Genomic DNA, 13,938 nt, shown 5'->3' with positions numbered 1-13,938 from the left:
TAGTGCATGCAAGCGCAAAAAATCTTTATGATTATCGATAATAAAGAGCGATAGGGATGTCATTAATTGTTTTGATTTGAATATCGACATCGTAAATGTCTTTAAGAATTTCTGGTTGCATAATTTCTTTTGGAGTCCCACAATAGGCCGCTTTCCCATTTTTCAATGCAACAATCATATCTGAGTAAGATGAGGCAAAATTAATATCGTGCATAACAATAAGAATGGTTTTTTTCAGTTCATCAGCTGTGCGGCGTAACTGCTTCATCATAGAAACGGCATGTTTCATATCCAGATTGTTTAATGGTTCATCTAAAAGAAGATAATCAGTGTCTTGGCAGATAACCATGGCTATAAAAGCGCGTTGACGCTGACCGCCAGAAAGCTCATCTAAAAAACGGTCTTTTAAATCTTGTAAGCCGAGATAGCGTAGCGCACTGTCGATAAATTGTTTATCTTCATGTGTATACCAGCCTTTTGAATAAGGATAGCGTCCGAAACTTACTAAATCGTACACGGTTAAGCGAAAAGACAAAGGATTTTCTTGACGCAGAATTGAGAGTTTTTGAGCCAAAATATCGTGGGGCATTTTATCAATATCAAAGCCGTCGATATGAATTGTACCATTATGGTGTGGCAAAAGACGTCTTATCAGCATTAAAAGAGTTGATTTTCCGGAACCATTGGGCCCAATGAGAGAAATAATCCCCCCTTTTGGAAGATGAAGGCATAAATTATCGATAATCAATCGTGCTCCGTAAGCCTTGGAAAGATGATTGATCTCAATCATTTTAGTTTTCCCTTCATCAGTAACATTAAGAAAACAATACCCCCACAAAACTCAATGATAAAACTTAAACGCCCTGCCATATGAAAAATTTGTTCTAAAATAAATTGTCCCCCCACCAAACAAATAATCGCTAACAATATTGCAATCGGCACAACAACACTGTGTTTTGCTTGAGGAGAAAGTTCATAGGAAAGGTTGGCAACTAACAGTCCAAAAAAGGTGACGGGGCCTACTAATGCGGTGGAAATGGATACGAGAATGGAAACAAAAATAAGGACAGCTGTCGCACTTTTGTGGTAATTAACGCCAAGATTGAGGGCATTTTCACGTCCCAAAGCCAAAATATCAAGAAGATGACGGGAATGCCATCCAATCAGACTCACAATGAAGACAATGATTGTGGCAAAGCTTATTAATGGTGTATTGAATTTATTAAAATTTGCAAACATAATATCCGTTAAATTCATCATTTGGTCTGGATTTAGTTGCAATTGCATAAACATCCGTAAACTGAAAAAAAAGCCGCCTAAAACAACACCGATTAAAAGCGTCAAATGAAGCCCTTTTAGGCTTCCTGAAAAGAGCCAGCGAAAAAGGCTTATTGAAAAAAGAATAAGAATGAGGGCTTCAAGAACAAGCTGTCCTTCTTCATTCAAAAAGGGTAAAGAAAGAGAGCCTACAAAATACATTAGGGCAGTCTTTATTAAAATATAAAGCTGATCAAATCCCATAATTGAAGGGGTAAGAAGACGGTTATTAACGATTGTTTGAAATAAAACCGTAGAAACGCTTATTGCGTAGGCAATAAGAAGCAGAGAGGAAAGTTTTGTAAGACGAAATTTCCATGTATAAACATTGATATTCCATGTCATGTAAAGACTAATGATAGTACATGCTATGATGATAAGTGTTGTTAGTACACATATTGTTTTTCTTCTTTTATCCAAGACGCTTTCTCCAGCGTAAAAGCAGTATCATAAAAATAAAACTACCGATTACACCCATTATGGTGCTGATGGGAATTTCAAGAGAGGGATGAATTATTCGTCCTAAAAGATCACAAATCAAGACCAATCCTGCACCGCTGATGGCCACCCAAGGAGCGGTATAGCGCATATTATCTCCCATGAAACTTGAAACAATATTTGGAATAATCAACCCAACAAAAGGAATACGGCCAATGGTACAGACAACAACAGCAGTGATTGAGGCGACAATAAAAAGACCAAAAAACATGACAACACGATAATTCAATCCAAGGTTGTTGGTTAAATCTTCTCCCAAACTTGCAACCGTAAAGCGATCAGCAGTACAATAGGCTAGAATACAAAGGGGAAGGGATAACCATAAGAGCTCATATTTTCCTTCAAGAACCATCGCAAAACTGCCAAATAAGTAAGCTTGAAGAGAAGGGAGTAACATTTCATAATCTGCAATGGCATTGGTTAAAGAGCCAATAATATAGCTTAGCATAATCCCTGTAAGGGGTACAATGAGAGCAGATTTTAGAGGAATGCGTCGCAATAAAAACATAAAAAGTAAAGTGCCTGCCATGGCAAAAATTGTCGCAACGACCATTTTTCCTAAAACAGGAATATCGGGTAAAAAAATCATAATAAAAAGAATGCCAAGGGAAGCAGATTCAATGGTTCCAGTGGTTGATGGCTCGACAAAGCGATTGCGTGTCAATAGTTGCATAATCATGCCTGAAAGTGCAAGTGCTGCGCCTACTAAAAGGATTGCAATGGTACGAGGAAGACGTGTTTGCCAAAAGATAAGCCACGCATGGGGATCGGCTGCGAAAAGGTCAGAAGGTGTGACATCAGAATAACCAACAAAAATGCTGAGGATCGACAGGAAAATTAGAAGTGTTATGGTTATCCAGTAATTCTTCACGTTAAATCATTTTCTAACAAAATCTACAAAAAGCAAAGACTGCTTAATAAACAACCTCTGCTTTTAAATTTTATTTATATAGCAAGCAAGCTCTTTTGTACGCTTATTTGCTCTTTGTAAAGGCTTCATTGATCTGCTGTGCGGTTTCAATGAGTGCCGTTAAACCACCATTTGCACGATACCAGCTCCAAGAGTCCAAATAAATAATTTGGTTTTGTTTGCTCGCTGTTGTGCGGTGAACAAGCTCATTGTTGAGCAATTGTGCTGCGGATTGTCCTTCCCGTCCAATGGCTGCATCGCGATCAATCACTAACAACCAATCAGGATTGGTTTCAAGAATGAATTCAGGAGAAATGAGTTGTCCATGTTTTTGCACGGTAAGTTTATCGGTTGCAGGGGCAATTCCAAAAGCGGAGTGAAAAATATCGAAACGTGATTTTGGTCCGAAAGCACTGATTTTTCCACCAGAAGTCATGAGTATGAGCCCAGTGCCTTTTCCTTGGGTATTTTTACGGACTTCAGCAAAAGCTTCATTGAGTTTTGCAATTTCCTGTTCTGCTTCTTGTGTTTTGCCAAAAATTTTTCCAAGGATAGACACATTTCGTTTAATATCTTCAAGAGAATTTTCGTTTTCTACTGTTAGATCAATTGTTGGAGCTATTTTGGATAAATCTTTATATTTTGCTTGAGTTCTGGAGGAAATAATAATCAAATCGGGTTGAAGAGTGGCAATTTTTTCATAATCTGGTTCAAAAACGGTTCCAATTCTTTCATATTTTTCATCATTAAATTGTTGCAGATAGGAAGGTTTTTTTCCTTCTGGAAGGCCGATAACGGCTTTGATACCAAGGCGATTCATATTATCTAGCGAAGCAAGATCAAATACAACAACCTTTTGCGGAGAAGCGGGAACAGAAGTCGTGCCTGAAACATGATCAATCGTTACATTTGTCTGGGTACTGGTATTTGCAATACTCGTATGAGTCCACAAAACCGTTGCAAAGCTGATGGCAACCAGTAAAACAGAAGTCATCCATTTCATATATTTTATCATCGTGATTTTATCCTTTTATCTGATATTACAAGGGGTTGTGCAATTAAAAACCTTAACTTAGGTATCTTTATGCACAAAATGAAGCTTAAATAAATAACACTATGTTGTAAAGTTGACTTACATATGTTACAAATTGTTCACTTACCTCATTTTCACTTAATTCTAGTGTTTTTGCAACATTATTTAGAAAGTTTGACATATGATCAATGTATTTAAAAAGCGTACACGTTTGTACGCACTGACAGCGAGCGCTCTTTTCCTTTTACAAGGTGTTGATGCTTCTATAGCGAGTAGTGGTGTTCCTGGTGGTGTTCCTGGTGGTGTTGGTGTTGGCGGTGTCCCACAGGGCGTTGGTGGTAGTGCCAATGCATGTAATGTAGCGGATAATAGAGATGATAAGAACCCTTTATCACCTATTGTTTGTAGTGATAGAAAAAAACACTCAATACGTAATAGTACGATTGTGGTGAAGAAGAAGGGTGATACTGCTGTAACAGCGGGATGGATTGGTGTTAGTGGAGAAGATGATGTTGCAGGACCAGAAGAAGCTACTGAACCGACAATTATTGAATTGAACTCTTCATCTCTTAAGAATGAACCTGGTTCAGAGATTGTGTCGGTTAAAGGTCCACAGTATGGGAGCGCTGTATATGCATCACAAGATGGAGTGGTCAAATTGCAAAACTCATCGATTCGTGATTTTGACACTGGGATTTACGCTTTATTTGGTGGAAAGGCCATTATAACAGGAGGGACAATCTCTAGTGTAAATATGGGTGTTGAGGCTGCGCATGAATCACTTATTCTGTTGAATAATACAGCGATTACTGTGTCGGGCTCACAGGCGGGAAATGATGAAGAGGGAAAAGAGGTAATGGGTTTGCGTGCCAGCAATGGAACAGTAATAGATATGAAATTGGGGAAGGTTATTGTCCCGACAGGTGGATCTGTAGTTGTGGCAGAAAACGGAGGAATCATTCAATTAGATAAAGTTAGTGTTACAATTGATAGCAGCAAATCTGGCGCTGCAGGACAGGGATTGAGTAGCTTTTTATTTACAGATGTAGGTTTTATTTCCTTTAAAAATGGAAACATTAATCATTCAGATTCTGTTGGTGTATGGGTCTTTGACAATGATGATGAAGATTCTAACAATGTTCAAAGAAATAATGATACAAGAGTGAGACGTATTGAAATAGATGATCCTAGTAGCGAGTTTCTTGCTTCTTCGGAATATGCTAGCTATCTTATACCCAAAATTTTAGGCCAAAAGACAAGGACAGGAGTCGGTGAAGAAAGAACCGATGAAGTGGACTTTAGGATTAGGGCTTCTGTAAAATCTTCAACTATTAACTTGAGTGGTGAAAGGTCTACAGGCGTATATTTTGATAATCAATACGAGGATCCAGAAGAGAGCCGATCAAAAAGTAATCAATTACAAAATAAGGAGTCTTTAGTTTTTTTGCACAACACTACTCTTATGGTTCCAGATGGTACAGCCATTTTAGGTAAGAATATGAGAGGCTCTGTCCTTATAGATAGCGGATCGAAAGTGTCTGGTAATTCATTCTTACGAGCTGAAGCTACGTCTGAAGTGTCGGTTTTTGTTCATGATTCTATAGTTCGCGGTGAAGCTTATGTTGAAAAAGGTTCTCAGGGTAAGATTTTTTTATTCAATGAATCGCAGTGGCATGTAACGAAAAATAAATTTGGAAAGCCTCAAGATAGGGGGTGTGAGGATTCATGTGTTTCATTTTTAAAACTTAACAATTCTGCTATTGGGCTTTTGCCTTTAGGAGATGAGAATCAACAAGATTATAGTTATCCAATGCTTCGGATAGGAAATGGGGAAGGCACAGTTTACACCGCTTCTGGGGATTCTTATATTTATTTCGCTGCATTGATGCAGGCTAATACATCAGAGGATTCTCAACTATCTGGTAGGCTTTTAATTCATGGTGATGTTTCTGGTCAAACTAAGGTGCATGTGCTTACACTGAAACCAAATGGTGAGGGTCGGCGAGGTCGGAGTGCTAAAGCTTATAAACCTCAGAGTATTTCAATTATTCAGGTTTATGGGGAGGCGAGCGAAGATTCTTTTAAACTGAATGGTGAGTATGTTACGATAGGCGGTTTACCTTATCAGTATGTTCTTCGTGCTTATGGTCCAGCTATTCCTTCGAAAATGCAGTATTTCGATAATACATTAATTAAAAATAGTAGAAGTGTTTGGGATTTTCGTTTAGAAGATAAACAATTGCCTTATGAGCGTAATTCTCTTTCTTTCGTAGGTGACAATAGGGAGAGGGCGAGAGTAAAGACTTCTTCCGTGCCATCTCGTGCAACTGTGGGAAGTGAGGTAGATAATTCTGCTGTAGGATCAAATCTTCCATCTGAAACTTCTGAAGCTAGACTACCTAATCAAGTTATTACTTCTGATGCGAATGAAACCTCTGCATTACTTAGGAGTTCTGAGACAGAGGAGGCAGATTGTACAGACGGCGGATATGATAGATACGTAGAGATTGGAGAATCTGAAGCTGTAACGTCTCTTTCTTCTCCTACTACGTCTTCTGTTATTTCTGCTGTATCTGAGGAGGGCGCACCTACTGATCCGGGGAGTGCTGGAACATCTGAAGCTGTAACGTCTCTTCCTTCTTCTACTACGTCTTCTGTTACTTCTACTGTATCTGAGGGGGACGCATCTACTGATCTGAGGAGGGCTGGAACATCTGAAACTGTAACGTCTGTTCCTTCTTCTACTACGTCTCCTGTTGTTTCTGCTGCATCTCAGGAGGGGGCATCTGCTAATCTTGCAAGATCTGAGACATCTGAGTATAGCGTATATACTGTTTCATCTCCTTCATCTAGAGATAGAAGTTCGTTAAATTTAATGCCTTCAGGAGCTGATTCAGCTGCGAGATCTGATCGAGGTAAGATTTCTGTGATATCGACAGATGGGATTTCTGTATCATCTGGGCACACTATATCGAATAGGCTTCCATCTATAAAATCAGCAGCTTCCAGAAAGCCTTCTTCTGAGGTTTCTGTAACACCTGTTGCATCTTCTAGTCTAAATTCAACTGCTTCCATGAAGCATTCTACTTCTGAGATTTCTGTAAAACCTGTTGCCTCTTCTGGAGGAGCTGTTGGACGTATTCTTTTGCTTAATAATCCTGGTAAGGAAACGGTTTCTTCTACATGTGATGCCACACAGGATAATGGTGAGAAGGGGGCGCAAACTCCTTATTCGTGTAGTGATGGTAAATCACATACAGTGACAAATCTTACACTGAAAGCAAAGGATAAAACTCAACATTCTATGCATGCACAGAATGAAAATACAGTTATTAAGTTAGAGAATGCTACAATTATGGGGGGGGATGATAACAAAAGCAATGTTGATCTTACTAAATTACAGGCTGTGAGTGCTGTTCTTGCAGAAGACAATGCAAAAGTTGTTTTGGAAAAAAACTCAACAATTACATCTTCTGTAATTGGGCTTGAAGCTCAAAATGGTGGAAAGGTTATGATGACTGGTGGATCAGTTAATGCGCATTATGTGGGCGCTTTGGCGGGTTCTGGATCATCTGTTAATTTAAAGGATACGAGAATTAACGTGACGGGGGATTTGGCTGTGGCTGGTTTGGTAAGTCAGGCTGGTAAGGTGTCTATGGACTCTGGGGCTATTACTTTGGAAAAGGGAGTGGCTGTGAGGTCCGAAGCTGGGGGAAGCGTTGAGTTAGACAAAGTTAATATTACTGCGAAAAAAGGACAAGGTAAGTTAGATTTTGCAGATAACTTTGGGCGTGCAGCTTTGCTGTTGAGTGATAATGCTTCTGTTGTTTTTAAGAATGGGAGTATTGTGACTGATGCTCATGCTTTGTGGATTATGAAGTCTGATGATCAAGTGGTTGAGACAGGCTCTTCTAGGGGAAGGAGATCCTCTGAGGTTCGTCCTACGATGAATCATGCAAATATCGAGTCTTCAACTGTTAGGGTGGAAGGTGACGGAGTCTACGGCATATATTTTGATGGACTAATACAGAAAGAAGAGAGTCAACAAAATCGAAGTAAGGATTTAGCAACTGAGAAAACAAATGTTGTTAAGCGGAGTACTGTATCCAAACAGGAGAAAACACCTATAGGTGTAACAGGGGCAATTTCGTTGAAAAAAACTGATTTTGAAGTTGCAAATGGTATAGCGATCTATGGTAATAATTCTGTTGGTCATGTTTCATTAGAAAATAAGACAACTCTTGCTGGTGACTTGTTATTAAGAGCCGAGAATGGTTCGAATATATCGGTATCGGTTGATAGTTCTATTGTTAAAGGTGATGTTCGCATTGATAAAAGTTCTTATGCAAAATTAAACTTGGCTAATAGTTCACAGTGGATTCTAAAAACAAGTACGCAGAAGAATTTAGGTACTCTAGATTTAGGATGTGGGGATTCATGTATTTCTTTTGTAAGTCTTGTAAATAGTGCTATTAATTTTGCACCTTCGGAATCTGAAGGAAAATATCAGACTCTCCATATTGGAAATGGGAAAGGAATAGTTTATGCGGCACAGGGTGATGCTGTAATTTATCTCAATGCACGTTTAAATCCTCGTGATCCGAGTGATCAGCAAGTTACTGATCGGCTTGTAATTCATGGTGATGTTTCTGGAAAAACAAAAATACATGTACGAGGTGATGCGGGCAATGTAGGAGATGGTAAAGCGAATGCCAAGATTGCTCATACTGTTTCAATTATTCAGGTCTATGGTCAAGCAAAGAAAGACTCTTTCCAACTCGATGGCAATTATGTTGCACTGAGAAACTCACCTTACAAATATACTCTTCGTGCTTATGGTCCAGAAGCGACTTCGAAACAGGAGCATGTTCAGCAGAAATTTGTTAAGGATGGTGGAGAATTTTGGAACTTCCGTCTAGAAAATCAGTATGTTAAGTCTGTTGGATCTGCTGCCCTTCCTGAACAATTTGTAAGGTCTGTTGTTCCACAGGTTCCAACTTATCTTGTCTTGCCTAATAGCGTATTCCACGCTGGTTTGATGGATATTAGCAATCAAAATAAGCAATTGGAGACGTTGCGGATGACTTCTACAGGAATGGTAGAGGTTCGTGAAAATCCCGCTTTATACTTGCGCGGCTATGGTGGAAGTTACCGTTATGCTTCAGATCTTTCCGCACTTGAATATGGTTATGACGGCGATCTTAGTTATAATGGTGTAGAGGCAGGTGTTCTGCTGCAAGCTATTGAAAATGCTGACAGTGCTATATCCTTTGGCGTTATGGGAACTTATGGAAAACTTTCTCTGCAGCCTTTGAATGTTGAGCAAAGCCAGAAGAGTGCATTTGATAAATGGACTGCTACGGTATATGGTAGCATGCAGCATAATGCTGGCTTCTATGTCGACGGTCTTTTATCCTATGGTCTGTTTAAAGGCGATGTTCTCACCCTTGCACGGGGTAAAACAGCAACATTAAAAGGTAATCCTTTGAGTGTTTCTTTAGTTGGTGGTCAGACAATTGCGACAGGATATAAGGGTTTTGTCTTTGATCCGCAGGTTCAGGTTGTGTATCAACATCTCCAGTTTAATAAAGCTTGTGATATTGACAATTTTGATATTGAAATGGGTAACCTTAATCAGTGGGTAGCACGTGTTGGTGGACGCTTAACCAAGATTCCTACAGGTTCTGAAGGCGTGAATGCTATTGCTTTCTATGGTAAGCTTTATCTTGCTCATGGTTTTGAAGGAAAACAGTCTGTGCATTTCAATGATGCTTTCAAGTTAGGAGCTTTTGGTTCCTCTATAGAGGCTGGATTAGGTTTTAATGCCAAATTGTTGCCACAGTTCTCTCTGCATGCTGATATTCTCTATCAACATAAGCTTAATAAGGCTGGTTTTTCGGGAACAAGTTTTTCCGGAGGAGTACGTTATCAGTTTTAATATAAGGTACACTATGTACCTTATTAGAAAAGGCAGCACATTGTGCTGCCTTTTCTCTTTATAACAACTTGTGTTGTTCTTAAAAAATCTCGTCTTCTTTATTAAGCAAAAAAGACATAGTTTGTTTTATGCATGAGAGCACTTTTCTCCGCTAAAGCGAATTTTCTTAAAATTTATGCTACTACTGATGCGATAGAGTGCTTCGCTTTTATCGGCTTTTAAAGCGTTCAGCAGACCGGTATGCGTTACGTTATCCTTTTTGGTACTGTATTGATATTATCTAATATAATATTTGATGTTTTCTAAAGCTCGTTTTTGAGCGTTTGTTTTCTACTGATTTAAGTCATTGTTTCATTCATCTCCTTGTGGATTAATTTTTAAAGTTCACAAGGTTTGATTGTGTTTTTAATTAATTGCACGCACCGGTTTTATTTTTTCTTTACACGAAATACAGAATGCATTATACACTTATAAAGTGCGTTTTGTAACTATTCTCTTATAGGTGGTTTTGGCGTAGAGCTTTTGCCAAATTTATTGGGATAATTCATTGCACAGTTCAGATGAGCATGAGGCATGTTCTTTTGTTACACTTTTCGTATTTTTGAGGTGTGCAATGGGGTGTTTTGTAAGTGCTTTTGTTTTTAATGAGAGGGGAAGGAAAGTTTCGAGGGAACTATGATTAAAGTTTTTAGAAATCATGTATGTTTATGTGCTTGTACAACCGCTATCCTCTCTTTGCTTCAAAATGGAGCAATGGTTGAAGCAAGTGTTAAAGGGCATTATAGTACGTCTTCTTATGGTATTAGCAATATCGAGACCGATGTTTATGTCGTCCCAATTGCCCCCACTGTTCCAAACAGCAGTTATTTTATCAGTAGTGTTGATGGATATCCTATTAGGGATAATTTTTCTAACTTTTTCAGTGGATACAGTGAGGAAAAAGAAGGTGTATACGGCCGTGAAATATATGAAAATAATAAGCTTATATTACATGATGGTGCATATTATATATGCGATAATTGTGAAAAAGACAAAATTGATAATCGGTCTTATAAAGCTGTACGTGGGGGGAAACCGTCGAGCGTTACTGCTATAACGGTGAAAGGAATAGGTACAGAAGTTTGCGGGAAGGGTGTAACGGTTAGTAGTCAAGTTGCTGATAAAACTTTTCTAATGGGGGTGCATGTATTAGAGAACGGTAAGATTGTTTTGGAAGATCCGATTATCAAAGGCACAATTATAGCCCTTCGTGCGAGTAATGGCGTGATTGAGGTAAAAAATGGAAAGATTGTGGAGAACCATGAGGGTGTTGATGCAGCAGAGAAATCGTTTGTTCTTTTAGAAGATACAAAAGTTAAGACCGCTAATGGGAATGCAAGTCTTTTAAGTTATGATCATTCAGAAATTTGGATGTCAGGTGGATCAGTTGATTTTATGAACAGCCATGGGATTTCTTCGATGTTAGGTGGAAAAGTAAATCTCGAGAATGTTAAAATTACTGGGAAAGGTAAAGAAAAAAATTCGGATAATCATGCGGTTTTGCGTGCGGATTTAGGGGGGGCTGTTAATTTAGAGGGTACTATTGTTAGTACTGGTGGGGGTGTCCATGGCATATTATTAGAAAATAAAGTTAATTCTATTCCTCTTCAGGAAGTTAAAAATTTATCAAATGAGGATTCTGATTCAAAGATTCCTGTGACTGAAGTTAATATGAAATCCTCTTCTGTTACCGTAAATGGTAAGGGATCTTATGGTATCTATTTTCGGGGAGAGAAGCCATGGAGTGAAGGTGGGGATAAAAAAGAAGAAATTTCATCAGAGGAAGAAAAAGTTCCACCACGATTAGAAGTTGTTAATTTGGATAAAACAGAGTTTTCTGTTTTAGACGATGCGGCTCTTTATGGTAAAAACATGATTTCTGGTGCGGTGGGGTTGGTACACAGCACTCTTCGTTCAGGGAATTTTTTATTAAAAGCTGAGGAAGGTGCTTCTATAACAGTTTTGGCGGATGCTTCTACTCTTGAGGGTCGCACACACGTTGATAAAAATTCTAATGCTGAGCTTTATTTGGGAGGTCATTCTCAATGGATTTTACAACAACCGTTGCAAAAAGATCAACACGAGGCTGCACATGATTCTTCTATTTCACTCGTGAGTCTTATGGATGAGAGCTCTATTAATTTTAAAAGACACGAATCTTCTTCTGTTGATGATTATCAAACCCTTCGTGTGGGAAAGGGAAAGGGTGAAGTTTATAAAGCACAGGGCGGTGCCTCTATTTCTCTTAATACATACCTGAATAGTGGTGGTGCTCTTGATCATCAAAAGACTGATCGTGTTTTAATTCATGGTGATGTTTCGGGAAAAACAAAGCTCCAAGTGCATGGAGTTGCAGGAAGTCCAGGAGGATATACGGGAAAGGGGGGGAATGCTGAAGGTATTTCAATCATTCAGGTTTCTGGAGAAGCAAAGCAAGATTCTTTTCAGTTGGAAGGTGGTTATGTAGCATTAGATAAATTGCCTTATCAGTATAAGCTTTATAGTTATGGTCCAGGGTCTCATTTGGGAAAAGCAAACATGGATCAAAGATTAGTTGAAGGGAACGGAGAATTTTGGGATTTTCGCCTTGAAAGTAGATCGATAGATTCTGATGTTAAACCTAAACCAGATCCTGACCCAATTCCAGGACCAGAACCTTTTCCAGAACCAGCTCCGGAGCCTCATCCTCGTCCTAAGCCGGGCGTTAAGGCTGTTGTTCCGCAGGTTCCGACTTATCTCCTTTTACCTAATGCCTTACGTCATATTAGTTTGATGAATGTTAACAATCAAAATAAGCGATTAGAAGCTTTGCGCATTGCTTCTGGGGGCTTATTAGAAAGTCGTGAAAAACCTCTCTTTTTTGTGAGCGGTTATGGCGGCAATCATCGTTATGCTTCAAATCTTTCCGCGCTTGAATATGGTTATGGCGGCGAGCTTGATTATAATGCCATAGAGGCAGGTGTTTTGCTAAAAGCAATCGAAAATACGTATGGTTCCACTTCTTTTGGAATTATCGGGGCTTACGAGAGATTTTCTTTGCAACCTTTGAATGTTGAACAGAGTCAAAAAAGTACATTTGATAAATGGTCAGTTACGGCATACGGTGGTATGCAGCATGATGCGGGTTTTTACGTTGATGGTCTTGTGTCTTATGGGTTTTTTAAGGGTGATGTTCTAACAACCGCACGGGGCAAGACGGCAACATTAAAGGGAAATCCTTTAAGTGCTTCATTGACTGCTGGTAAAACATTTATGGTAGGAGAGGACGGTTTTGTTTTTGATCCTCAAGTTCAGGTTGTTTATCAATATCTTCAATTTAATAAGGTGCGTGATGTGGACGGCTTTGATATTGATTTAGGAAAGCTTCATCAATGGATAGGGCGTATTGGGGGGCGTTTAACAAAGAGGCTGGTTGCTACTGATGAGGCTCAAGTTATTTCTTTCTATGGCAAGCTTCATCTTGCTCATGGTTTTGAAGGAAAACAATTTGTGCATTTTAAAGATGCTTTTCAGCTAGGTGCTTTTGGTTCTTCATTAGAAACTGGGTTAGGTTTTAATGCCCAATTGTCTCAAAAATTTGCGCTTTACGGCGATTTGGTTTATCAGCACAAACTAACGAAAGCTGGTTTTTCTGGAACGAGTTTTTCAGGTGGATTGCGTTATCATTTCTAGTGTTGTTCCTGTTTTTGATTAATCTTTCAAAAAGCCACAAGTTGTACTTGTGGCTTTTCTCATTCTCTATTCATCTTGTGTTATAGCATTTTTACGAGAGTGTGACTTTGCATATCTTTAATATGCTTTTAGGTTGGACTTCTTTCATTTTTTTGAAAAGTCTGAAGAGTTTGTACGTTATTGTTTCAAAATGCGTATTTCAGAGTGATTGTTATATTATTTATAATATTTTGATTTATAAAGATATTTTTTAATTTAGGGCGCTGAAATATTTTCAATGCTCTTATGATGAATCCATAAAAAGCATTCCTTTGTCTATTATATGTAAGATTGGCAAGTGGATAATCATTTAAGAAAGGGTCAATATAATTTTGGGAATTATGTTAAGAGGAGAGGATTTACAATATTAGAAATTGGCAAAGACAAAAATGCTACTCAGGCGCAATGAGGGCTGTATCCGATGAACTTTATATTATATCCGCTGTCGTTGTGAAATGGGGATGGAAATAATGAGATATATCTGAGAAAATT

6 protein-coding genes are annotated in these 13,938 nt (G+C 38.6%); 2 read left to right on the top strand and 4 right to left on the bottom strand.

All coding sequences use genetic code 11. From position 1 onward, the window contains the following. Window positions 1–31: 31 nt before the first annotated feature. The 4 genes from ACFILD_RS00185 to ACFILD_RS00170 all read right to left on the bottom strand — a co-directional run bounded on the left by ACFILD_RS00185 (window position 32) and on the right by ACFILD_RS00170 (window position 3,740). Window positions 32–790, bottom strand: a complete 759-nt coding sequence (locus ACFILD_RS00185; RefSeq protein ID WP_375623948.1) for an ABC transporter ATP-binding protein — start codon at window positions 788–790, stop codon at window positions 32–34. After that, window positions 787–1,662 (bottom strand): iron chelate uptake ABC transporter family permease subunit, encoded by an 876-nt coding sequence (locus ACFILD_RS00180; protein ID WP_375654582.1) that lies wholly within the window; start codon window positions 1,660–1,662, stop codon window positions 787–789. Before ACFILD_RS00180 ends, ACFILD_RS00185 begins: the two co-directional genes overlap by 4 nt. 67 nt (window positions 1,663–1,729) lie before the next feature. Further along, entirely contained in the window at window positions 1,730–2,686 is a 957-nt protein-coding gene (locus tag ACFILD_RS00175; protein WP_273791483.1) for an iron chelate uptake ABC transporter family permease subunit, read from the bottom strand. A gap of 103 nt (window positions 2,687–2,789) precedes the next feature. Continuing rightward, window positions 2,790–3,740 (bottom strand): siderophore ABC transporter substrate-binding protein, encoded by a 951-nt coding sequence (locus tag ACFILD_RS00170; RefSeq protein WP_375643607.1) that lies wholly within the window; start codon window positions 3,738–3,740, stop codon window positions 2,790–2,792. A gap of 199 nt (window positions 3,741–3,939) precedes the next feature. On the opposite strand from ACFILD_RS00170, the gene ACFILD_RS00165 reads away from it, so the two are divergent. Beyond that, complete coding sequence (locus ACFILD_RS00165; RefSeq protein ID WP_375664605.1) at window positions 3,940–9,696, top strand: autotransporter outer membrane beta-barrel domain-containing protein; 5,757 nt, start codon at window positions 3,940–3,942, stop codon at window positions 9,694–9,696. A gap of 675 nt (window positions 9,697–10,371) precedes the next feature. Beyond that, complete coding sequence (locus ACFILD_RS00160; protein ID WP_375664604.1) at window positions 10,372–13,407, top strand: autotransporter outer membrane beta-barrel domain-containing protein; 3,036 nt, start codon at window positions 10,372–10,374, stop codon at window positions 13,405–13,407. The last annotated feature ends 531 nt before the right edge of the window (window positions 13,408–13,938 follow it).

This window comes from Bartonella sp. CL162QHHD (assembly GCF_042195435.1).
Taxonomy (GTDB): domain Bacteria; phylum Pseudomonadota; class Alphaproteobacteria; order Rhizobiales; family Rhizobiaceae; genus Bartonella.
Note: the sequence above shows the minus strand (reverse complement) of the source record. Positions and strands in the feature narration are given on the sequence as shown.